This window comes from Burkholderia sp. JKS000303, assembly GCF_002563755.1.
GTDB classification, from domain to species: domain Bacteria; phylum Pseudomonadota; class Gammaproteobacteria; order Burkholderiales; family Burkholderiaceae; genus Burkholderia; species Burkholderia anthina_B.
Window position 1 is genome coordinate 923,233 of sequence record NZ_PDBZ01000002.1, and the last position, 20,627, is coordinate 943,859.

A 20,627-nucleotide genomic window follows, 5' to 3' on the forward strand; every position below is an offset into this window, starting at 1 on the left:
CGTTTTTTTACGTGGTTATTTGCGTGGCGCGAAATGCGTGCGTTTACGCCCGGTACCGCAACGCGTCGATCACGACCGAAAACGCGCGCGACGCCTGCCGGCGGCTCGGATAGTACGCGTGGTAGCCGGGGAACACCGGACACCAGTCCGGCATCACGATCCGCAGCTTCCCGCTGTGCACGTGATCGAGCACGATGTCTTCGGTGACGAACGCGATCCCGAATCCGTCGAGCGCCGCCTGCACGAGATGCGGCTGCGTATTGCAGGTGATCCGGCCGTTCACGCGCGCCTGGATCTCGTTCCTGCCCTTCTTCAGCTCCCACGCGTAGATGCCCTTCGCGGTCGCGAGGCGCAGCGTCACGCAGTCGTGGTCGAGCAGGTCCTGCGGCGTCTTCGGCGGCTTGCGGCCGTCCAGATAGGCCGGCGACGCGACCATCGCCATCCGGACGTCGGGGCTGATGCGCACGGCGATCATGTCCTTCGCGACCTGGTCGCCGTAGCGCACGCCGATGTCGTAGCGCTCCTCGACGATGTTCGACAGCCCGTAGTCGACCGACAGCTCGACGCGGATGTCGGGGTAATCGGGCAGCACGTGCCTGAGCTTCGGCCAGATGATCGTATCGATCGGATGCTCGGTCGCCGTGATGCGCACGACGCCGGCCGGCTTGTCGCGGAAGTCGGACACCGCGGCGAGCTTCATCTCGATCTCGTCGATGCGCGGCGCAACCGCCTGAAAGAGCGCCTCGCCCGCTTCGGTCGTCGACACGCTGCGCGTCGTGCGCGTCAGCAGCCGCACGCCCAGCCGCGTTTCGAGATCGCGCACCGTCTGGCTCAGCGCCGATTGCGATACGCCGAGCCGCGCGGCCGCGCGCGTGAAGCTGCGGTCGCGCGCCACCGCGAGGAACACCAGTACGTCGTTGAGATTGTCGCGCGGCATGGCGCTCGGCTCCTGTTGAACGAACGCCCATCCTAGCACCGGCGCGCCCCCGATTCATCGCTCCAGCTTATAAGTCCAAGCGCGCCAGGCTACTTAATCGTTCGGCTCCGCACCTCTAGACTGCGAAGCCTCGAGGTTCCCCGTCCCGCAGTACCTGGCGCGGGGGCCAGCCACGCATTCACCGCCGGAGCCCTGTTCGTGAACCGCTTTCTTCACCTTTTCATCGCGGCGCTTGCCGCCAGCCCGTTGCTCGTCCATGCGCAATCCGCGCAGAACCTGACGCGCGAGCAAGTGCGCCAGGACATGATTCGCTACGAAGCCGCCGGCTTCAACCCGGCGCGCGCCAATCCGCGCACCTGGGTCGACGATGCGCAGACCGCCTCCGCCCGCGTGACGGCATCGCGCGATCCGGCCAGCCGCGCGCAACTGGCCGGTCGCGACGCGGCCGCGACACGTTGCGACTGACGCGCATGTCCGTTACGTCATCGCCCAACCGCGCCAATCCGATTCCCGCGATGCAAGCCGCTACCGCTTCCGACCGTGGCGATACGCCCGGCCACACCGCCGCATGGGGCGCCGTCCTCGCGATGGCGCTCGGCGCATTCGCGCTGGTCGCGTCGGAATTCATGCCGGTCAGCCTGCTGACGCCGATCGCCGCCGACCTGCACGTCAGCGAAGGCCAGGCCGGCCAGGCCATTTCCGTGTCCGGCGCGTTCGCGCTCGTGACGAGCCTCTGCATCGCGTCGCTCGCCGGACGGCGCGATCGCAAGCAGTTGCTGCTCGCGCTGACGCTCGTGATGATCGTGTCCGGCACGGTCGTCGCGTTCGCGCCGAACTATCCGGCCTTCATCGCGGGGCGCGCGCTGATCGGCGTCGCGATCGGCGGATTCTGGTCGATGTCGGCGGCCACCGCGATGCGACTGGTGCCCGATGCGCAGGTGCCGCGCGCGCTGGCGATCGTGAACGGCGGCAATGCGCTCGCGACCGTCGTCGCCGCGCCGCTGGGGAGTTTTCTCGGCGGCGTCGTCGGCTGGCGCTGGGCATTCTTTTGCGTGGTGCCGGTCGCCGCGATCGCGTTCGGCTGGAAGCTCGCGAGCCTGCCGCCGATGACGGCCGCGTCGCACCCGGCGCGCGGCAACGTTCTCGGGCTGCTCGCCCGTCCGCCGGTGGCGCTGGGCATGGCGGCCGTCAGCGTGCTGTTCATGGGGCAATTCGCGCTGTTTACGTATCTGCGGCCGTTCCTCGAAACGGTCACGCACGTCGACAGCACCGCGCTGTCGCTGATGCTGCTCGCGATCGGCGTGGCCGGGCTCGCGGGGACGATCGCGATCGGCGCGGTCCTGAAGCGCGGGCTCTACCGGACGCTCGTCGTCACGCCGCTGCTGATGGCCGTGATCGCCGTCGCGCTGGTGTGGTGCGGCGCATCGACCGCGGCGACCGCGTGCCTGCTCGCGCTATGGGGGCTGACCGGAACGGCGGCGCCCGTCGGCTGGTGGACGTGGCTCGCACGCACGCTGCCGCACGATGCGGAAGCCGGCGGCGGGCTGATGGTCGCGGTCGTGCAACTCGCGATCGCGCTCGGCGCGATCACGGGCGGTCTGCTGTACGACCTGCACGGCTATCGCGCGACGTTCGCGCTGAGCGCGGCGCTGCTCGTCTTCGCCGGCATGCTGGCGTTCGCCGCGGGACGCTGCGCCGGGCCGCGTATGCCGCGTGCCTGAGCCCCGCATCCACGACGCCGCACCGGATCGCACGCGTGAGCGTAGCCGGTGCCGAATCACGAGTCCGGCTTTTCTGCTTCGTCTTCGAGTTGTGCAAGCCGGTTGTAGATCGTCTTCAGGCTGACGTCGAGCACCTCGGCCGCCTGTGCCTTCACACCGCCGCATTGCGCGATCGTGCCGAGAATCAGCTTGCGGTCCACTTCCTCGAGCGACGTACCGAACGGCACCGTCACGCGATCTTCATGCGAGTCGGCCATGTTCGACAGTTCGTCCATGATCGGCGGCGGCAGCGTCTCGATCACGTCGGCGTCGCTGAAGATGCTCGCGCGCTGCACGAAGTTGCGCAGCTCGCGCACGTTGCCCGGCCATGCGTATCCCTTCAGCGCTTCGCGCGCAGCCGGTGCGAAGCGCAGGTTGCGGCCGCTGTCTTCGTTGTAGCGCTTGAGGAACGCGTCGGCAAGCATCGGGATGTCGTCGCCGCGCTCGCGCAGCGACGGCAGCGGAATCGGAAACACGTTGATCCGGTGATAGAGGTCGGGCCGCAGCTTGCCGTCCGCCATCGCGGCTTCCGGATCGCGGTTGGTCGCGGCGACGATGCGCACGTCGACGTCGATTTCGCGTGTCGAACCGAGCCGCGTGAGCCGCCCGGTCTCGAGCACGCGCAACAGCTTGACCTGCGACTCGACCGGCATCTCGGTAATTTCGTCGAGGAACAGAGTGCCGCCGTCCGCGCGCTCGAAAAAGCCCTTGTGCTGACGCTCGGCGCCGGTGAAGCTGCCGCGGTCGTGACCGAACATTTCGCTTTCGACGAGGTTCGCGGCAATCGCGCCGCAGTTCACCGCGAGAAACGGGCCGCGGCGGCGCAGGCTCAGGTCGTGAACCGTCTGCGCGGCGAGTTCCTTCCCGGTGCCCGATTCGCCGGTGAGCAGCACCGACGCTTCAGTACGCGCAACGCGACCGATCGCATCGTAGACGGTCTGCATCGCGGGCGAGTTGCCGAGCATCCGGCCGAAGCGCCCGAGCCGCTGCAGCTCGGAGCGCAGCTCGGCGATTTCCTCGTGCAATGCGGTGGTGCGTGGCACGCGCGCGAGGATGCTGTTCAGCCGCTGCATGTTGAGCGGCTTCACCAGGTAGTCGGTCGCGCCGCGCCGCAAGGCATCGATCGCGGTTTCGAGACTCGCGTGACCGGTCGTCAACACCATTTCGCAGTGCCCGCGTTTCGGCAGTGCATCGAACAGATCCATCCCGTTGCCGTCCGGCAATACGAGATCGCACAGCACGAGATCGGGGAGGCGCGTCGACACGCGCTGACGCGCTTCCTCAAGCGTTGCGACCGTGTCGCACGTCAGCTGCTGCGCTTGCGCAAGCGTCGCGAGCATCGCTCGCGTATCGGCATCGTCTTCGACGATCAGCACTAAAGGCATCGAGGCTCCTTGTGACGCGGCCCGGCACATGGATCGGCCGAAACCGCCGCGGGCATGCGATGCGGGGCGCGCCACCGGGCATTCGGCGACACGTCCGCATACCGCCCGGACGAGCAGTCAGGCTACTCTGCCAGGACCAACAAGTGCTTAGCAGTATAGAAGAAGCATGTCGTGCATTCGCGGCTCATCGAATAAATCTATCCGCACACAGTGGTCGCATTGCGAGATTCAATCTCCGGAGACCGATGTCGGCAGGATGTTTTTTGCGCGAAAATCGCGCCATTCCACGCCATTTCTTCAGCTTGCCTCGAGCGATTCGGTCAAAACGGCGCGATTCGACAACGCGGATGTCGAAATCCGACGATGACGCCGTGCGAGCGTATGGGCCATCGACGGAAGCGGCGCGCGCCCGTCAACGCGCACGGCATCGCCTGGACTGGGTGGCGATAATTCTGTAAGCTTCTGCGCCGCAGCCCCGCGCTGCGCCCTTTTCTTCCGCCGAATTCCCCCGAGCTTCCTATGTAGCGCCTCGCGAACCGCCCATCGTCATCCAGCCTGACCGACAGGGGGTTCGCGTACCCGCTGTGCGTGCCCGCGCGTTGTCGCGCGCCGGCCGTGCATCGCCTTTTCGCTTTCGACGCCGCCACGGCCGCACTTGCGGCCGCTGCCGCCGTATCGTCGCGCCGCCCTTGCCGGGCTACGCGCCGACCCGGTGGCCCGCGTGCTTCGCCGCGAACCGCGCCCCTTCGACGCTCGCCTGATCCGTCCTCTATTCAGCCGCTTTCGCCATGCAGACTCGTTCCCTTCGCGACGAATGGTTCTCCAACGTCCGCGCCGACATCCTCGCGGGCACCGTCGTCGCGCTCGCCCTCATCCCCGAAGCGCTCGCGTTCTCGATCATCGCCGGCGTCGACCCGCGGGTCGGCCTCTATGCGGCCTTCAGCATCGCCGTCGTGTCCGCGATCGCGGGCGGCCGGCCCGGCATGATCTCCGCGGCCACCGGCGCCGTCGCGCTCGTCATCGCGTCGCTCGTCAAGCATCACGGCGTCGAATACGTGCTCGCCACCGGCATGCTCGCGGGCCTGTTGCAGATCGGCGCCGGCCTGCTGCGGCTCGGCGCGCTGATGCGCTTCGTGTCGCGCTCGGTGATCACCGGCTTCGTGAACGCGCTCGCGATCCTGATCTTCCTCGCGCAGCTGCCGCAACTGCACGACGTGCCGGCCTACGTGTACGCGATGGTCGCCGGCGGCCTCGCGATCCTCTACCTGCTGCCGCGCGTGACGCGCGCGGTGCCGTCGCCGCTCGTGTGCATCGTCGTGCTGACCGCGATCTCGATGGCGCTGCACCTGAAGCTGCCCACCGTCGGCGACATGGGCGCGTTTCCGGACCGCCTGCCGTCGTTCGGGCTGCCGCACGTGCCGTTCACGCTCGACACGCTGCGCATCATCTTCCCTTACGCGGCGGGCGTCGCCGTGGTCGGCCTGCTCGAATCGCTGATGACGGCCGCGATCGTCGACGACTTCACCGACACGTCGAGCAACAAGAACCGCGAATGCCGCGGCCAGGGCATCGCCAACATCACGGCCGGCCTGCTCGGCGGGATGCCGGGCTGCGCGATGATCGGCCAGACGGTGATCAACCTCAAGTCGGGCGGACGCGGACGACTGTCGACCTTCGTCGCGGGCGCGTTCCTGCTCGTGCTGGTGGTGTTCCTCGGCCCGTGGGTGCGGCAGATCCCGATGGCCGCACTCGTCGCCGTGATGATCATGGTGTCGATCAGCACGTTCAGCTGGCGCTCGCTCGCGAACCTGCGCACGCATCCGAAGCGCTCGTCGTTCGTGATGGTGGCGACCGTCGCCGTGGTCGTCGCGACCGGCAATCTCGCGATCGGCGTCGGGGTCGGCGTGCTGCTCAGCGCGCTGTTCTTCGCGTCGAAGGTGCAGCGCGTGCTGCGTGTCGAGTCGACGCTCGACGACGCGCGCGGCGAACGCCGCTATCTCGTGCGCGGCCAGGTGTTCTTCGCGTCGTCGGAAGCGTTCGTCGCCGCGTTCGACTTCAAGGAAGCGCTGCCGCGCGTGCGGCTCGACCTGTCGCATGCGCACTTCTGGGACATCACCGCGATCGAGGCGCTCGACCGGATCGTGCACAAGTTCCGCCGCAACGGGATCGACGTCGACGTGAGCGGGCTCGATCGCGCGAGCACGACGATGATCGAGCAGTATGCGACGCACGACAAGCCCGGTGCGCAGCCGGGGGCGGCCGCGCACTGAGCGGGTGAGCCGCGCGCGTGCAGTCAGTCGGCCGCTGCCGCGCCGCCGTCATGCCGCTTCGAGATCGCTTCGACGAGCTTCAGCTCGTCGTCGATCGACAGCGTCGTGTCGGTCACTTCGCCGCCGAACGGCGCGAGCGCCGCGCTCAGTGCAAGGATGTCGAGCTGCGTCGCCGCCAGCCCGAGCGATACGGTGTCCGGCCGCGCCTTGCGCGCGATGCGATCGATCAGCGCATCGTCCACGGGCCGTTCGCGCGACGCGTCGAGCGCCGCTTCGACGCGTTCGAGCGCGCGGCCGACCAGCGAACCCGATGCAGCCTGGCCGCGCTCGACCGTCTGCGTGCGCAACTGTCCGTCGGCCGTGCACTCGACGATCACGACACCCGTCGGCGATACGACGCCACGCTCGCGCAACGTCTCCAGTTCGGCGGCCACGCGCCCGGCCGTGTCGAGGTCGGGATAGCACACCACGATCAACGTGTTCATCAGTGACTCCTTGACGCACACGCCCGTGGCCGTGCGCGCCGCATTTAATGCAGCCCGAACGCGGCCTTCAAACTCGCGACGATCATCTGCATCGCGATCGCCGCGAGAATCATCCCCATCAGCCGCTGCGTGACGGCCGTCACGCGCGGCGACAGGTAGTGGCCGATGAACGGCGCGGCCAGCAGCGCCGCGCTCAACAGCAGCAGGAACGCGACGAGCCCGAGCGCGAACGCGAGTTCCTGCCCGCTCGCGAACGCGGTGTGGCCGAGCACGATCATCGTCGCGATCGTGCCGGGGCCGACCAGCAGCGGAATCGTCAGCGGATAGATCGCGATGCTGTCGGCCCCGGCCGGATCGGCGCCTTCGCCGTCGCCCGGCGAATGCTGACGGCTCGGCGCGCCATGCAGCATCGACAGCGCGATCAGCAGCACGAGCAGCCCGCCCGCGAGGCGGAAATCGTCGATCGTCAGGCCGAACACGTGCAGGATCGCGCCGCCCGCGACGGCCGACACGATACAGCCGATCGTCACGCCGATCGCGGCCGTCAGCGCGACCTTGCGCCGCGCGGCGTCGGTCGCGCCTTCGGTCAACGACAGAAACACCGGCACGTTCGCGATCGGGTTCATGATCGCGAACAGCGCCGCGAACACCTTGATGGAAAAAGTCGGATCGACGTTCATGCGCATGCTCCGTCATGGCTGCATGATTCGCATGCAGGTTTCGATGCGTGGCCGATGCGCGCGCCGCGCGATGCTGCTACGATCGACGCACTGCTGTCGGCGGCCCGCGCGGCGGCACGATCGAAATCGCGCGACCCGCGGCCGCCGCATCCTCGTTCACTCACGACGGAGGGCCCTGACCGATGCAAGCAAGCGATACCTACCTGGATCACGAGATCCGCGTCGACGCGACGCGCAATGCGAACGGCGCGTGGGTCGCGCAGGTGCGGATCTTCCGCGACGGCGCGCCGGTCGACCTGCCCGCGCCCGAACTCGTCACGCCCGAATGGCTCACGTGCGACGAAGCGCTGCGCGGCGGGATCGATCAGGGGCGCGTGATGATCCGCACGCAGGACCGCTAGTCGCGCGCCGTTCATCGGCCGGCGCCGGGCCACGCCGGTGCGCGCACCGACTGGCCGGCCTCGAACGCGCCGCGCATCAGCCGCGACACGTCGTCCAGCGTCAGTTCGACCGAGGTCGACGCGGCCGTGCCGGCGTCGATCACGCGGTGGCCGATGATGCGCTCGGCAATCGCGTTGAGCAGGGTCTCGACGAGATACTTTTCCATTCGGCTTCCTGTCCGGTTCCGGGCCGCTTCGCGCGTCGCGGTGGCAGTTGCGTACGCAACCAGATGGGCACGCGCGCGCGGCTTGCGCGTTGCCGTGCCCATCGCGGAGCGTGCGGCATGAGGATGGGCCAGTCAAGGTACAGTCGGCAATGGGCGCTGCATCGCGCGCCGGGCGGGGTACAGCTCCCGCTTCGGCCAACGCGGCCGGTCGGCCACGCATCGCCGGGCGATACCCGGCCTCATTCGTCCGCCGCACCCTGCTGCTCGAGCGCCTCTTCCGCGCGCAGGCTGTCGAGATCGCGACCGATCGTCGCGACCGCGAGCCGCGCGTTACCGCGCCAGTACGTCACCGAACCGTCATGTACGCGCAGGTCGCCGTCGATCTCGACGCGGTCCCATTGCTCCGCATGTCCCACATAGCGGACCGTCAGGTCGTAGTGCTGGGTCCAGAAGAACGGCACCGCGTCGAACGGCCGCTGCTGTCCGAGCATGTTGCGCGCGGCGACGATGCCCTGCCGCTCCGCGACGACCCAGTGCTCGACGCGAATGCGTTCGCCCGTCAGCGGATCGGGCCAGCGCGCGATGTCGCCGGCCGCATAGACGCCCGGCGCGCTCGTCTGCAGGAAGCGGTCGACGCTCACGCCGCGATCGACGGCGAGGCCCGCGTCCTGCGCGAGCGCGATGTTCGGATGCACGCCGATCCCGACCACCACGACGTCGGCCGGCAGCACGTCGCCGTTCGACAACGCCACGTGGTTCGGTACGATCTGCGCGAGCGTCGCGCCGAGATGAAACACCACGCCGTGCGATTCGTGCAGCGCGCGGATCGCGTCGCCGAGCGCTTCGCCGAGTACGCGCGCCATCGGATGCGCATCGGGTGCGACGACGTGCACGTCGAGTCCGCGCGTGCGCAGCGCGGCGGCCGCTTCGAGGCCGATGAAGCTCGCGCCGACCACGACGCAGCGCTTCGCCGTTTCCAGCTTGCCGATCAGCGCATCGCAGTCTGCGCGCGAACGCAGCACGCAAACGTGCGGCAGATCGGCGCCCGGCACGGTCAGCCGGTTCGGCTCCGCGCCCGTGGCGAGCAGCAGCGCGCCGTACGCGAGCCGGCTGCCGTCGGCCAGCTCGACAGCGTGCCGCGCCGGGTCGAGACGCGCGACGCGCGTGCCGCAGCGCACGTCGATGCGCTGGTCGGTGTAGAACGATGCCCCGCGCAGCGGCAGCCAGTCGGCCTCGGCCGTGCCGGCCAGGTAATCCTTCGACAGATTCGGCCGGTCGTACGGCGGCTCGCTGTCGGCGCTCAGCAGCGTGATCGCATGCGGGTAGCCTTCCTGCCGCAGCGTCACCGCGGCCGCGATCGCCGCCGCGCCGCCGCCGACGATCACCACCGAGTCGGGCAGCCCGGCCGCATTCAATGCAGGCGGCGCCGCGGCCGGCCGCGCATCGAGCACGACCGCGCGGCCGTCGCGACGCTCGACGCGCCAGCACGTCAATCCGTCGAGCGCGGGCGCGCGCTGCATGGCGCCGGTACGCAGGCAGAACGCCGCGTGGTGCCACGGACAACGAATCGTGTCGCCGACCAGCAGGCCGTCGGCGAGCGGTGCGCCGTAATGCGGGCATTGCGCGCCGAGCGCGAACAGTTCGTCGGCGCGGCGCACGAGCAGCACGGCTGCGTCGCCGACATGGCCCTCGATCATCGCGCCGTCGGCGAGGTCGTCGAGCGCGATGCCTTGCGCGAGATCGGGACGTGAAGACGAAGCATCGCTTGCGGACATGGCCGGGCTCCCTGCGCGTGAGGTAACGATCCCATTATCGGCGTCCTTCCTGAAAAGAACAGGTACAGACGACCCCGCAGCGCACGCAAACGCGGACTGTAGCTTGTACGCGATCCGCGACCGGCGTACAACGTGATCCACGTTGCGGCGCAACACACCGGCCGCGCCTGCGGGTGCGCCGGCGAGCCGGGCAATCCGCGTGCCGCGTCCGCCGTTCATCCCGCCACGAGGAGCGCTACCCGATGGCTACCGTGCTGTGCGTGCTCTATCCCGATCCGGTCGACGGCTATCCGCCGCACTACGTGCGCGACGCGATTCCGGTCATCACGCGGTACGCCGACGGACAAACCGCGCCGACGCCGGCCGGCCCGCCCGGCTTTCGCCCCGGCGAACTCGTCGGTTGCGTATCCGGCGCGCTCGGGCTGCGCGGCTATCTGGAAGCGCACGGCCACACGCTGATCGTGACGAGCGACAAGGACGGCCCCGACTCCGAGTTCGAGCGCCGCCTGCCCGAAGCGGACGTCGTGATTTCCCAACCGTTCTGGCCGGCCTACCTGAGCGCCGCCCGCATCGCGATGGCGCCGAAGCTCAGGCTCGCGCTGACGGCCGGCATCGGCTCCGACCACGTCGATCTCGACGCGGCCGCACGCGCGCGCATCACCGTCGCCGAAGTCACCGGCTCGAACAGCATCAGCGTGGCCGAACACGTCGTGATGACAACGCTCGCGCTGGTGCGCAACTATCTGCCGTCGCATACGATCGCGCAGCAATGTAGCGTCGCGCGCACTTTGGCACTGTTTCGCGTAAGATTTGACACAGGAAGCGAGTGGGGATTTCGCACGGCTATTGGCATAAGAATCGCGATCACTAGGCTCCTTCATTCGATACCAAACGCGACGGGGGAAAGAGCGTGAGTCCGCTAGAAATGGTTATGGCCCTTCGGGTTGGCCTTGATCCAAACAAGCAGTGCGGTGGCTGCACGGTCTGCTGCGAGGCACTGAACATCGACACCCCAGAACTAAAAAAAGACGCTGGCGTCATGTGTCAAAACGCCTGCGAAGCGGGCTGCTCCATCTACGAGAACCGACCGGACGTCTGCCGCACCTGGTATTGCCTCTGGCGGCGAATCCCCGACATGCCGGAGAACTGTCGCCCGGACAAGGTGCGCGTTCTTTTCTCCCTCGACCAACATTTGCCACCCCGCAACCCGTTCGAACGGCTCTACATCACGGTGCGGGCGCTAGACGATACTGCAGATTGGGACAGACCTGAGGTCAGCCCCGTTATCGGGATGCTGGCGCAAATTTCACCGATTCCTGTCTGGTTGAGCTTCCAGGGAAACAAGAGACTGCTTAGCCCGCCCCTGGACGTGGGCAACGCCATCATGAAAAACCTTCCGCCGACCGACGCAGCACAGGCCGAGCAGATTGCCCTTTGGCGTCAGCGCCTCATGAGATTCTGAACCTCTACTGCGGCCAGACGATCGCGGCAAGCGCCGCTTCGTCGCAAGCCGCCGCGATCTGACGATGGTCACAGAGCAATGTCGCCGGCGACGGGCAGCAGAAGCATCGCTGATTCATGACCGTTTTCGCGCCTCAATTGACACTAGAACAGGCCACCGCTGTCAGCCGCGTTCCAGTTGGTGATCACCAGCTCGCCGCTCGTTTCCGGTCGGCCGTGCCGGTTTGCGACCGAGTAGTGGATGTCCAGCTCGAGCATGTGGAAACCCTCGAATACTCGCCGGATGTCCGGATGGTCATTGATCGAGACCATGACCTTTCCCTTCGCCCCGCGCATCAGCTCGGCCATCGCCTCGTACTCCCCGAACTCGAACGGTACCCCGTAGCCTTCCGTCTGCCAGTACGGCGGGTCCAGATAGATGAACGAGTGCGCCCGGTCATACCGCTGCACGCATTCGCGCCAAGGCAGGTTTTCAACGTGCGTTCCAGCCAGTCGCAGATGGGCCGCTGAGAGCTGCTCCTCGATGCGCAGTAGGTTGACGGATGGCGCTGTCGTGGCTGTTCCAAAGGTCTGGCCAGCCACCTTCCCGCCGAACGCGTGGTGCTGCAGGTAGAAGAACCGAGCAGCGCGCTGGATGTCCGTCAGGGTCTCCGGCCGTGTCATCTGCTGCCACTTGAACACCTGCCGGCTGCTGATCGCCCATTTGAACTGGCGGACGAACTCCTCCAGGTGGTGCTGGACGACGCGATACAGGTTGACCAGCTCGCCGTTGACGTCGTTGATGACCTCGACAGGTGCCGGCACCGGCCGAAGGAAGTAAAGCGCAGCACCGCCGCAGAACGCCTCGACATAGCATTCATGCGGCGGGAACAACGGAATCAGTTTGTCTGCCAGGCGGCGCTTGCCGCCGAGCCACGGAATAATCGGTGTTGATTGCATTTATTGGCTAATCGAGTCCGGCCGTGATAGCCTTCGTCCGCCTCTGCAGGGGTGACGTGGCCTTGCCGGATTCGCAGTGCACTCTGCGGGTACGGGACGTGTCTGGTGCTCGAACACCTGGCACGTCGCCGCGTCCTTTTCCTACTGCGGCCAGACGATCGCGGCCAGCGCCGCTTCGTTGTCGGCCGACGCGATCTGGTTCTTGAGCTGCGTCGCGATCTGATAGGCGACCGGCTGGCGTGCGGCGGCGGCCATCGCCAGACCCACCATCCCATCTGCGTCGAGCGTCACGTCGACACCATCGGCCGACGTCCAGATCGCCGTATACGGCTGCTCGGCCAGCTTCGCGACCGTTGCGAGCTGCGCCATGGAAGCGATCTGCGCCACTGAACCAGCGTCCGCGTTGAAGCGGTTCCCGTCATAGACGAATGGTGACGCCAGCACTTCATCGCGCTTCGCATCGACGTCCGCTAATGCGGCCGCGCGGGCGGCCTCCAGGTCAAACACCCACGTCGACCCGTCCCAAACGAAGAATCCGGCCGGCTTCGGCTGCTCGGTGAACACCGCCGGAATCTCGCCGAGACCGTTCCAGGAGATCGATTGCGCGTCGGACACTCCGAACTCGTACAGGCTGCCGTCTGCGATCCGATAGATCGCCGTCGACCTGTAGTCCCGGACGACTTCCCACGTGCCGCCTGCAATCGATGTCACACGTGCGACGTAACCGGCCGGCGCTTCCGGTGCGGCGTCGAGCATGGCGAACGCCGGCACCTGAGCGTCGCCGGCTGGCCCAATCGACACTGCGCTGATGCCCGTGAACACCAGCGTGTTTGGGTCGAAGTGATGGACTGCCACGGCCCCTCTGTTTTCCATACAACCTCACATGACGCGAATGATGAATACGTAGCCGGTGCCTCGCTGCCGAGTCTCCGTTCCACCAGCGCTTGCGATCGTGAAGCCACGAAGGTTTTTCATCTCGCGCGGACCGACACGGCCGACCTGACGTGACACGTTGCCTACCTTGCCGAGAAAGCGGCGAACCTGATGGATGGTCGGAAAATCCCAGGCTCGATCGCGCATGCGATACGCCTTTTCAAACTCGCGATATGCAAGCTCGACGGACGGCTTTTGCGGCTGCTGATAGAACGGCAAGAATGCACGTGCCCATTCGGGCACGCTGTAGTCCGCCTGCACCTTCTTGGGCGTCAGGTCTCCGGCTTTTTCCTGCGCAAGCCAGCGCTTGAGCGTACGGACGCTCGGGAAGCCATCACCTTTCCGACCGCGTTCGTCACGCGCGGCCTTCAGCATCATCACCATGTGATCGTCCAGCGTGCCAGCCTTGGCTTGCGTGAGCAGCGTGATCATCGCGATTTCGCGCGATATATGGCACTGCTCCATCAGGCGGCCGAGCGTCGTGAGGATGCCCTTGCGAGCATCAGCCGTCAGGCGTTGCGCGTCGGTTTCGAGCAAATCCCGTTGCTGCGATACACGTGCGACCGGAACGGCTGCAGTTGGCTGCACAGCGGCAACGAGGCTCTGAGCTGCTCGCGCCTTGATTGCCGCCATTACGTCGACGGGAGGAACGTACTCGCGCCGCACGCCACCGAGCCCCTTGGCCTCGATAAATGCCCACGCTTCACGCTCAGCTTTCGCGATGACTTTGCCTTTGGTCGATGGCAGGCCCGTAACCCTCATGTCAGCCAGTTCTGCCGCGCTGTAGTGGGTTTTAACAATGAGCGAACTCATGCCCATGCTCCGAATCGGGTGAGGGCGCTACCCGCTTGGCTAGAATGGCCGCGCAGGCTCGCAATCTGCATGTCATTCAACTTCACGGGAGCACCCTCATGGGAAAAGAGAAACCGGATCTGCATGACCTTATTTCTGAACTTCAGGATCACCTTGTTGCGACGCGTGAAGCATTCGTCGCGCTGACCCACGCGCTGACAGCTCAACAAGCGCTTGATGTAGATCTGCTAAGAGCTGAACTCGAATCATCGCGATGTCATCTGGAGAAAAGCGGCGAACGAAAGGCAGCATCGGTTTTAGGCGAGATGTCTGCGGGCCTGCTTGACGATCTGTCGCTGCGGGCGATGGTTCTACAGGGACGGAGAGCGCGCGACGAGGCGAGGAAGCGTCGGCAAACCGATGCTGACGGCGATCCTTTGCCGCAGCGATCAACGCATCAGGGAAGTAGCGGATCTCCTCACTCATGACCGGGTGCTCCTTTTCATCTTCGTCATGAGCTGGCCAAACAGCTTCTCGTCCATTTGGCCTTCGATCGCTTTCTGCTTCGCACGGATGTGACGATCGAGCACGGCCATCGCGCCGAACTCCGCACACAACGCCTCGTCGGCGGTCAGCACCTTGCGGGTGAAGTGCGCCGCCATCCAGTCGAGCGGGGCACAGTCGTGGCACACGACCATGAGCGCCATGAACGCGTCGACGGGAATTCGGCGATCCGCCTGGCTCGGCGCGACCCAAAGGTCCAGATGAGCCTTGCTGACGGGCCGAGCCAGAATGGCTGCCATGCCGTCGGCGACGCGTTCGCGCGAGAGTCCCTTTCCGAAGGCGGCGTCCAGCGTGGCGACGAGCGACTGGCGAATGCCGGCGTCGAGGGCGTTCTCACCTTTGACGGCGACAACGCCTGCCGGCGTTTCGACCGCGAACACATCGAAATTGAGGGCGAGTTGGTCTGAACTGGGGGCTGTGCGGCTCGACTGCCTGCGTTTAGTCATGGTCTGTCTCGAGTAGCGTGGTGGTGGGTGACTGGCGTGTTGCATGCCGGCCGTGCGTTAAAATTTGAGGGTCAAAGCTATGCTGCGGCGTTAGCGTTTTCAGAAAGCGTTTCGCCGATATACTTGTGGGCATAGCGCGGCCGGATGCGGCGCCCGTCTGGCGTCCAGCGATCCGGCCAGAGTTCATGGGCTGCCACGCCGAGAAATTCGGCAATGGCGACCTCCCCGGAGAACACCGGACGACTCAGTGCATTGCGGATGGTGGAAGCTGGCAAGCCTCGGTCGCGGGCAAGCGCATTCATCGTGGTGCCGCGCTTCCGGATTGCCGCCTTGATGTCTTCCTTGTGCCATCCAGGCTGTTGGATTTGGATCACGTCGACTCCTTTAACGAACCGGTGACAGCCGGTTTTTTGTTCGGGTGTTAGTCCCGAAGGTCAGTTTTAACCAAGTCTAAGTGTTCCAAAGTGTTCCGTCAATGGGGGAACAGTTGTCTGTGCTTCGATTTCTGCCCCTGAGATGGATGAGCATGCGGGAAGCGGATCTGCGCGTATGACGCCAGATTCATAACCGTTCCATGAAGGGAACGCTTTTCAGGATTTAAGTGTGCCTAACCGAACTTTGTATTCAGCGGCTGAGATTGCGGCCATGCGCCTGCCGGGCTTGCCTGCGACCAAGGCCAGAATTATCGATAGGGCTACGGCCGAGGCCTGGTATAGCGAGGAAAGGAAGGGGCTTGGCGGGACGCGTCGCGTCTATGAGATTCCTGCTAGGTACGTGGTGCGCGGGCAAGATAGCGGTGGCCATTCTGATTCCCCGGAGGGGCGACTGCATGGGGAACTAAAAAATCTCGAAAAATCAGTGCCTTACACTGATTCTGAACTCTTGAAAGGGATCGTCATTGCAGTAGAGCGCTGGATCGCGAAGAACCATTTCGATGATGATCCGGAGCGCAAGGCGGCATTGATTGCGGCGCTCTTTGATATCGCCAAGAATGCCGGCGGCCTGGACGCTAACAAGCTGGAGGATCTTCTGCGAATAGCATCGTAAGATTCACGACAGATATTCGAAATTTCCCGTAATGTTTTGCTGCGGTCGACCAGCCGCCCAATGTTACGGGGAATGAATAAAAGTATGAGTAATCAAGAGGTTGCAGTTGCAAGGATAGATGCGCTCATCGAGGATTACCTCGGCGCCAGGCAGCGGAGTGCATCAGTGTATTTGGATGGTTGTGCGGCGCTGACGCCGCATCGAGTTGGCATGATCGGAGTTGTTGCGGCAAATGACTCGACGTTCCATCGGCCACTACCCGCGCAGTTAGCTTCGCCTGCTCAGAAGGCTTCCGTTTTTTTTCGGTCTTGTGCTAAAAACTGCGCGAAATCTGCTCGATTTCTGCTGAATTCAGCTAATTTTGCACCAGTGAATAAGCGGCAGCGCGCGGCGCTAGCCGCTTGTTTTTTCGGGTTTTTTTCGCTTTTTCCGTCAGACACTCATAGTGCCAATCTGAGCACCACCCCATAAGCAAGGCGGCTGGAACATCGCCGATTGCGTATCGCGCAGCTACGACGTCGAAGGGATGCATTTCGGCACGGTCGGCGCGGGGCGTATCGGCCTCGCGGTGCTGCGCCGGCTGCAGCCGTTCGGGCTGCACCTGCACTACACGCAGCGGCACCGGCTCGATGCCGCGATCGAACAGGCACTCGGGCTGACCTGGCACGCCGATGCCGCGTCGCTCGCAGGCGCGGTCGATATCGTGAACCTGCAGATTCCGCTGTATCCGTCGACCGAACATCTGTTCGACGCGGCGATGATCGCGCGCATGAAGCGCGGCGCGTACCTGATCAACACCGCGCGTGCGAAGCTGGTCGAGCGCGATGCCGTCGTGCGTGCGCTCGCATCCGGGCATCTGGCCGGCTACGGCGGCGATGTCTGGTTTCCGGAGCCGGCGCCCGCCGACCATCCGTGGCGCACGATGCCTGACAACGGGATGACGCCGCACATCTCCGGCACGTCGCTGTCGGCGCAGGCGCGCTATGCGGCCGGCACGCTGGAGATCCTGCAGCACTGGTTCGACGGAAAGCCGATCCGCGACGAATACCTGATCGTCGACGGCGGCGGACTCGCAGGAACGGGCAAGCAATCGTACCGGCTCACCTGAACCCGAGCCTGCACCGGCACCGCTTGGTCACGGTCAGCCCAGGCAGGCGGTCGCGAGCTTGCCGACCGTGACGACCGCGCGCTCGATCTCCGGCGACCACGGGCTGCTGTAGTTCAGCCGGATGAAGTTCCGGTAGCTGTCCGCGATCGAGAACATGTAGCCGGGCCCGATCGTGATCCCCTGCTCCAGCGCGAGCTGGTACAGCCGCATCGCGTCGACCTGCGCCGGCAACTCGACCCACAGCACGTAGCCGCCCGCCGGGCTCGAGATGCGCGTGCCTTCCGCGAAAAACCGCGACACCATCGAGCGCATCAGGTTCGCCTGCTGCGCATACGCCTTGCGAATTCGCCGCAGGTGATGCTCGTACCCGTCCCGTTCGAGAAACTCGGCGATCGCAAGCTGCGGGATCGACGGCGTCGCCAGCGTGTTCAGGAACTTCAGCTTCTCGACCTGTTCCCGATAGCGGCCCGGCAATGCCCAGCCGATCCGGTACGCGGCCGTGAGGCTCTTCGAGAACGACGCGCAATGCAGCACGATCCCGCTGCGGTCGTAGGACTTCAGCGTGCTCGGGTGTGTGTTGCCGAAATACAGTTCGTTGTACACGCCGTTCTCGATCAGCGGCAGATCGGCCTTCGTTGCGAATTCAACCAGTTCGCGCTTGCGCTCGTCGGGCATCTGGAAGCCGAGCGGGTTCTGGAAGTTCGGCATCACCATGCACGCGGCGATCGGCTGCGACTTCGCGATCGCCGCCAGCGCCGCGATGTCGATTCCGTACTCCGGGTGTGTCGCCACCTCGATCGCCTTCATCCCCATCCGTTCGATCGCGTGCAGCATCGCGTAGAACGTCGGCGATTCCACCGCGATCGTGTCGCCCGGCTTCGCGACCGCCTGCAGGCACAGGTTGATCGCCTCCGTTGCGCCGACCGTCACGATGATCTCGTTCGGGTCCACCGACATCCCGTTTTCCAGATAGCGTCGCGCGATCTGCCGGATCAAGCGCGGATGGCCGGGCGGCAGCCCGTCCGTCACGCCCCACAACGACTTGTCGCGGCCGGCCGCGTATGCATAGCGGTTCAGCTTCTCGAACGGAAACAGGCTCGGGTCCGGATACGGCGAGCCGAGCGGCACCGCATCGTCCGTGCCGATCGAGCGCAACGTCGACAGCACGAGCCGGCTCACATCGACCGACGACGAAATCGCGATCGGCTTCGACGGCCGCAGGTCGCGCACCGGCGCATGGCCGTCGTCGTTGCGCAGGTTCACGAAGTAACCCGACTGCGGGCGGCTTTCCAGCAGCCCGCGGCTTTCGAGCAGCAGATATGCATGCAGCACGGTCGTGATGCTGATCCGGTGCTGCTGGCTCGCCTGCCGTACCGACGGCACGCGATCGCCGTGGCGATACACGCGTTGCCGGATGAGTCTCTCTATGTCGTTCGCGAACTTTTCGTAGAGTTTCATCCGCCTCGCCCCGCCCGCGGTAAACCGGCCCGCGATGCATCGGCGCGCCTGCCGCGCCGATGCGGGAAGCCGGATAACCGTGCGCGGTCGCGGGCGTTCCGGTTCGAGCGTCGTCCGTTACCGAAATTGAAGGCGGATAGCAATGCGAAATCCATCATGACAGGGATCGGCATCCTACTGCGTCAATTCGGCGAATGTAAGTGACAGTTTGGCCGCGAAACGCCAAATCGCGCGGACGTGGTGAACAGATGGAGGGGCGGCGGTACGCGGCGTTCTCGTGTCGTCGGCTTCTGCAGCGTGCGTGCTGCTGCTGGAAAGTGGCGTGCCGTTGCAACGTGGTGCCGTGCATTGCGCGGCATGGATCGGTGCGTATCGCGTCGCGCGCAGATCGTCGTGTCGGACAGCGGCAACGCCATGCGCGTGCGGGCATTCGAGGTGGGCGAACGCGCACGCGCCGGCGATGTCGTCAGCGTGGAGAGCGATCGGCCGCGTTCATTCGTCGACGACGCGCGCCGGGAATGAACGCTGTGACTCGATTCGATCCACGCTCGGCGTGACGGTCAATCGCCCGCGCCCGACTCGGCGACGCGAACGGGATCAACAACCGTGATGACACGATCATGCGATCGCAAGAAGCACAGCGATAGCGCCGTCGCACCGCCACGCGCGACGCGTGGCCCGAACACAACGCGCCTACCCAAGCGCGTGACGAACGACCTTGCCGCCGAACCCCGCCACGACGTTGTCGACCGAGAACGGTGTGACCTCCTCCGCCTCGATAATCACCGCCGCGCTGCCGGGCACGAGTTGCGCCGCGACCGATTCGACGAACCGGCCGTCGAGCAGCGCGTGGCCGGCCGCGTCGGCGACGGTGCCGAGGCCGGCGCCTGCCGCCATGCCGGTCACGACACCGAGCGGCCCCGCAAGCATCCCGAGCAGGCCGCCCGCGATCGCGCCGATCAGCCCGCCCTTGAACGGCGGCGCCTCGGCGTCGAGCACGGCGAGCTTGCCGGCCGCGTCCTTTTCAACGGCGACGCCGTTATCAATATGAAATCCTTCGTGCTTCTCCGACAGCGCGTCGAAGTCGCTCGCCGCACGACGGGCCGTGTCGGCGTTGCCGAACACGGCGACGATCAGTTGCCTGGCCATTCGAACCCTCCTGCATTGACGATCCGGGCGACCGCCGCCGATCGACGGTCATCCCCGGACGATTCGTGCCGCATGCATTGTGATTGCGCACCCGGCATTCAAGCATTCGACTCACCGACCCGCAGCCGCCCGCTCACCGTCGCGCATGCGCATCGTCACCTGCGTCGTCGGCCTCGATCGGAAACCGGTGCTGCCCGAAACTGAGGATCAGCACGCCCACCGCGAGCAGCACGATCCCGAACGTGGTCATCAGCATCCGCTCGGGGCTGTCGGTTGCGCCGCGCAAGATCAGGTCCCGCGCGAGCGACGTCATCGCGATGAACAGCGGAAAACGCACCGGCAAGCGGCCGAGCCGCAGATAGCGCACGTCCATCGCGAGCACTTCGAGATACAGGAACATCAGCAGCAGATCGGTCAGCGACACCTCGCCGGCAAGTATCACCTTCCACGCTTCCTGCGCCATCGCGAACACCGTCGCGAGCCCGATCACGATCAGCCCGCCCAGCTCGGCGGCGTGCAGGAAATGCCCGAAGCGGCGGCGCAGGTGTTCGGCCGGTGGCCAGGAAGCGGTGGACATGTTCGACGTGTCGGGCAATGAAATGACGGGGACCGGAAAGCAGCGCACCGCCGGGGGCACCGGCGCGCGCGTCGTCGCGAATCGTGAGCGAACCCAATCTACCGCGCACGTCACGCGGCCTCAAGAGCACAGCGCCGCGCACGTCAGGAGCACAGCTGCGCGAAGCCCGCACAAACCGTGCGGTGTTTGACCCAATCGAATGACAGATTGACGATACGTGTTCCAAAGACCCGCCGAAGCTGCTAGATTGCATG

General features: G+C 65.6%; 23 protein-coding genes and 2 pseudogenes. 11 read left to right on the forward strand and 14 right to left on the reverse strand.

Annotation, left to right across the window (positions count from 1 at the left end):
• Positions 1 to 43 precede the first annotated feature (43 nt).
• Complete coding sequence (locus BX604_RS26285; protein ID WP_098553710.1) at positions 44 to 937, reverse strand: LysR family transcriptional regulator; 894 nt, start codon at positions 935 to 937, stop codon at positions 44 to 46.
• A 198-nt stretch (positions 938 to 1,135) separates the two neighbouring features.
• Between BX604_RS26285 and BX604_RS26290 the strand changes: the two genes are divergently transcribed.
• Together BX604_RS26290 and BX604_RS26295 are read left to right on the forward strand one after the other, a co-directional pair.
• Positions 1,136 to 1,402, forward strand: a complete 267-nt coding sequence (locus BX604_RS26290) for a DUF4148 domain-containing protein (RefSeq protein ID WP_098553711.1) — start codon at positions 1,136 to 1,138, stop codon at positions 1,400 to 1,402.
• A 50-nt stretch (positions 1,403 to 1,452) separates the two neighbouring features.
• Positions 1,453 to 2,658 (forward strand): MFS transporter, encoded by a 1,206-nt coding sequence (locus BX604_RS26295; RefSeq protein ID WP_098553712.1) that lies wholly within the window; start codon positions 1,453 to 1,455, stop codon positions 2,656 to 2,658.
• Between the two features lie 56 nt (positions 2,659 to 2,714).
• On the opposite strand, the gene BX604_RS26300 is transcribed toward BX604_RS26295, so the two are convergent.
• On the reverse strand, positions 2,715 to 4,082 hold the full coding sequence (locus tag BX604_RS26300) for a sigma-54-dependent transcriptional regulator (RefSeq protein WP_098553713.1): 1,368 nt from the start codon (positions 4,080 to 4,082) through the stop codon (positions 2,715 to 2,717).
• A gap of 788 nt (positions 4,083 to 4,870) precedes the next feature.
• Here BX604_RS26300 and BX604_RS26305 point away from each other — a divergent pair.
• Complete coding sequence (locus BX604_RS26305) at positions 4,871 to 6,352, forward strand: SulP family inorganic anion transporter (protein WP_098553714.1); 1,482 nt, start codon at positions 4,871 to 4,873, stop codon at positions 6,350 to 6,352.
• Between the two features lie 23 nt (positions 6,353 to 6,375).
• Here the strand turns inward: BX604_RS26305 and BX604_RS26310 are convergent, their stop codons facing one another.
• Positions 6,376 to 6,837 carry a hypothetical protein gene (locus BX604_RS26310; protein WP_098554058.1) on the reverse strand — a complete coding sequence of 154 codons (462 nt, stop codon included), beginning with the start codon at positions 6,835 to 6,837 and terminating at the stop codon, positions 6,376 to 6,378.
• A 44-nt stretch (positions 6,838 to 6,881) separates the two neighbouring features.
• The gene (locus BX604_RS26315) at positions 6,882 to 7,517 is read right to left on the reverse strand and encodes a MarC family protein (RefSeq protein WP_098554059.1); all 636 of its coding nucleotides are present in this window, start codon (positions 7,515 to 7,517) and stop codon (positions 6,882 to 6,884) included.
• A gap of 182 nt (positions 7,518 to 7,699) precedes the next feature.
• Here BX604_RS26315 and BX604_RS26320 point away from each other — a divergent pair, with 182 nt between their 5' ends.
• Entirely contained in the window at positions 7,700 to 7,918 is a 219-nt protein-coding gene (locus BX604_RS26320; RefSeq protein ID WP_096507073.1) for a DUF6566 family protein, read from the forward strand.
• 11 nt (positions 7,919 to 7,929) lie between these two features.
• On the opposite strand, the gene BX604_RS26325 is transcribed toward BX604_RS26320, so the two are convergent.
• Positions 7,930 to 8,124 (reverse strand): enoyl-ACP reductase, encoded by a 195-nt coding sequence (locus BX604_RS26325; protein ID WP_098554060.1) that lies wholly within the window; start codon positions 8,122 to 8,124, stop codon positions 7,930 to 7,932.
• Between the two features lie 239 nt (positions 8,125 to 8,363).
• Positions 8,364 to 9,899 carry an FAD-dependent oxidoreductase gene (locus tag BX604_RS26330; protein WP_098553715.1) on the reverse strand — a complete coding sequence of 512 codons (1,536 nt, stop codon included), beginning with the start codon at positions 9,897 to 9,899 and terminating at the stop codon, positions 8,364 to 8,366.
• A 242-nt stretch (positions 9,900 to 10,141) separates the two neighbouring features.
• On the opposite strand from BX604_RS26330, the pseudogene BX604_RS26335 reads away from it, so the two are divergent.
• Both BX604_RS26335 and BX604_RS26340 read left to right on the forward strand, forming a co-directional pair.
• Positions 10,142 to 10,669 (forward strand): annotated as a pseudogene (locus BX604_RS26335) (NAD-dependent formate dehydrogenase); the annotation flags it as partial.
• A gap of 140 nt (positions 10,670 to 10,809) precedes the next feature.
• Positions 10,810 to 11,361: a YkgJ family cysteine cluster protein gene (locus tag BX604_RS26340; RefSeq protein WP_098553716.1), complete on the forward strand. Its 552-nt coding sequence runs from the start codon at positions 10,810 to 10,812 to the stop codon at positions 11,359 to 11,361.
• 143 nt (positions 11,362 to 11,504) lie between these two features.
• Here BX604_RS26340 and BX604_RS26345 read toward each other — a convergent pair whose 3' ends face one another.
• The 3 genes from BX604_RS26345 to BX604_RS26355 form a co-directional block, all read right to left on the reverse strand.
• Entirely contained in the window at positions 11,505 to 12,299 is a 795-nt protein-coding gene (locus BX604_RS26345) for a DNA adenine methylase (protein WP_098553717.1), read from the reverse strand.
• 141 nt (positions 12,300 to 12,440) lie between these two features.
• Complete coding sequence (locus BX604_RS26350) at positions 12,441 to 13,055, reverse strand: DUF4376 domain-containing protein (protein ID WP_179894885.1); 615 nt, start codon at positions 13,053 to 13,055, stop codon at positions 12,441 to 12,443.
• Positions 13,056 to 13,178: 123 nt separating this feature from the next.
• On the reverse strand, positions 13,179 to 14,045 hold the full coding sequence (locus BX604_RS26355) for a DNA-binding protein (RefSeq protein ID WP_143748116.1): 867 nt from the start codon (positions 14,043 to 14,045) through the stop codon (positions 13,179 to 13,181).
• A 98-nt stretch (positions 14,046 to 14,143) separates the two neighbouring features.
• Between BX604_RS26355 and BX604_RS38635 the strand changes: the two genes are divergently transcribed.
• Complete coding sequence (locus BX604_RS38635) at positions 14,144 to 14,512, forward strand: hypothetical protein (RefSeq protein ID WP_143748117.1); 369 nt, start codon at positions 14,144 to 14,146, stop codon at positions 14,510 to 14,512.
• Here the strand turns inward: BX604_RS38635 and BX604_RS26365 are convergent.
• Entirely contained in the window at positions 14,507 to 15,034 is a 528-nt protein-coding gene (locus tag BX604_RS26365; RefSeq protein ID WP_143748118.1) for a hypothetical protein, read from the reverse strand. The two genes, BX604_RS38635 and BX604_RS26365, sit on opposite strands and share 6 nt — an antisense overlap.
• A gap of 77 nt (positions 15,035 to 15,111) precedes the next feature.
• On the reverse strand, positions 15,112 to 15,408 hold the full coding sequence (locus BX604_RS26370; protein WP_218926884.1) for a helix-turn-helix domain-containing protein: 297 nt from the start codon (positions 15,406 to 15,408) through the stop codon (positions 15,112 to 15,114).
• 229 nt (positions 15,409 to 15,637) lie between these two features.
• Between BX604_RS26370 and BX604_RS26375 the strand changes: the two genes are divergently transcribed.
• From BX604_RS26375 to BX604_RS26380, 3 genes and pseudogenes are all read left to right on the forward strand, one after another.
• Positions 15,638 to 16,081, forward strand: coding sequence for a hypothetical protein (locus tag BX604_RS26375; protein ID WP_143748119.1), 444 nt, complete (start codon positions 15,638 to 15,640; stop codon positions 16,079 to 16,081).
• A gap of 84 nt (positions 16,082 to 16,165) precedes the next feature.
• Positions 16,166 to 16,552 (forward strand): hypothetical protein, encoded by a 387-nt coding sequence (locus BX604_RS38640; protein ID WP_143748120.1) that lies wholly within the window; start codon positions 16,166 to 16,168, stop codon positions 16,550 to 16,552.
• Positions 16,551 to 17,189: pseudogene (locus tag BX604_RS26380) on the forward strand (NAD-dependent formate dehydrogenase); the annotation flags it as partial. The gene BX604_RS38640 and the pseudogene BX604_RS26380, both read left to right, overlap by 2 nt.
• Positions 17,190 to 17,222: 33 nt before the next feature.
• Here BX604_RS26380 and BX604_RS26385 read toward each other — a convergent pair.
• Positions 17,223 to 18,647, reverse strand: a complete 1,425-nt coding sequence (locus BX604_RS26385; protein WP_098553723.1) for an aminotransferase-like domain-containing protein — start codon at positions 18,645 to 18,647, stop codon at positions 17,223 to 17,225.
• Positions 18,648 to 19,040: 393 nt separating this feature from the next.
• Between BX604_RS26385 and BX604_RS39760 the strand changes: the two genes are divergently transcribed.
• The gene (locus BX604_RS39760) at positions 19,041 to 19,169 is read left to right on the forward strand and encodes a hypothetical protein (protein ID WP_257146431.1); all 129 of its coding nucleotides are present in this window, start codon (positions 19,041 to 19,043) and stop codon (positions 19,167 to 19,169) included.
• Positions 19,170 to 19,340: 171 nt separating this feature from the next.
• On the opposite strand, the gene BX604_RS26390 is transcribed toward BX604_RS39760, so the two are convergent.
• Together BX604_RS26390 and BX604_RS26395 are read right to left on the reverse strand one after the other, a co-directional pair.
• Entirely contained in the window at positions 19,341 to 19,796 is a 456-nt protein-coding gene (locus BX604_RS26390) for a DUF1269 domain-containing protein (RefSeq protein WP_098553724.1), read from the reverse strand.
• Positions 19,797 to 19,929: 133 nt separating this feature from the next.
• Positions 19,930 to 20,373, reverse strand: coding sequence for a phosphate-starvation-inducible protein PsiE (locus BX604_RS26395; protein ID WP_098554062.1), 444 nt, complete (start codon positions 20,371 to 20,373; stop codon positions 19,930 to 19,932).
• Positions 20,374 to 20,627 lie beyond the last annotated feature (254 nt).

Coding starts and splice junctions, on each gene's coding strand:
- BX604_RS26315 (WP_098554059.1), bottom strand. CDS start 7,517: ATGAACGTCGATCCGACTTTTTCCATCAAGGTGTTCGCGGCGCTGTTC.
- BX604_RS26345 (WP_098553717.1), bottom strand. CDS start 12,299: ATGCAATCAACACCGATTATTCCGTGGCTCGGCGGCAAGCGCCGCCTG.
- BX604_RS26325 (WP_098554060.1), bottom strand. CDS start 8,124: ATGGAAAAGTATCTCGTCGAGACCCTGCTCAACGCGATTGCCGAGCGC.
- BX604_RS38640 (WP_143748120.1), top strand. CDS start 16,166: ATGAGTAATCAAGAGGTTGCAGTTGCAAGGATAGATGCGCTCATCGAG.
- BX604_RS26310 (WP_098554058.1), bottom strand. CDS start 6,837: ATGAACACGTTGATCGTGGTGTGCTATCCCGACCTCGACACGGCCGGG.
- BX604_RS26330 (WP_098553715.1), bottom strand. CDS start 9,899: ATGTCCGCAAGCGATGCTTCGTCTTCACGTCCCGATCTCGCGCAAGGC.
- BX604_RS26295 (WP_098553712.1), top strand. CDS start 1,453: ATGCAAGCCGCTACCGCTTCCGACCGTGGCGATACGCCCGGCCACACC.
- BX604_RS26395 (WP_098554062.1), bottom strand. CDS start 20,373: ATGTCCACCGCTTCCTGGCCACCGGCCGAACACCTGCGCCGCCGCTTC.
- BX604_RS26350 (WP_179894885.1), bottom strand. CDS start 13,055: ATGCTCGACGCCGCACCGGAAGCGCCGGCCGGTTACGTCGCACGTGTG.
- BX604_RS26320 (WP_096507073.1), top strand. CDS start 7,700: ATGCAAGCAAGCGATACCTACCTGGATCACGAGATCCGCGTCGACGCG.
- BX604_RS26305 (WP_098553714.1), top strand. CDS start 4,871: ATGCAGACTCGTTCCCTTCGCGACGAATGGTTCTCCAACGTCCGCGCC.
- BX604_RS38635 (WP_143748117.1), top strand. CDS start 14,144: ATGGGAAAAGAGAAACCGGATCTGCATGACCTTATTTCTGAACTTCAG.
- BX604_RS26365 (WP_143748118.1), bottom strand. CDS start 15,034: ATGACTAAACGCAGGCAGTCGAGCCGCACAGCCCCCAGTTCAGACCAA.
- BX604_RS26300 (WP_098553713.1), bottom strand. CDS start 4,082: ATGCCTTTAGTGCTGATCGTCGAAGACGATGCCGATACGCGAGCGATG.
- BX604_RS26385 (WP_098553723.1), bottom strand. CDS start 18,647: ATGAAACTCTACGAAAAGTTCGCGAACGACATAGAGAGACTCATCCGG.
- BX604_RS26285 (WP_098553710.1), bottom strand. CDS start 937: ATGCCGCGCGACAATCTCAACGACGTACTGGTGTTCCTCGCGGTGGCG.
- BX604_RS26390 (WP_098553724.1), bottom strand. CDS start 19,796: ATGGCCAGGCAACTGATCGTCGCCGTGTTCGGCAACGCCGACACGGCC.
- BX604_RS26355 (WP_143748116.1), bottom strand. CDS start 14,045: ATGAGTTCGCTCATTGTTAAAACCCACTACAGCGCGGCAGAACTGGCT.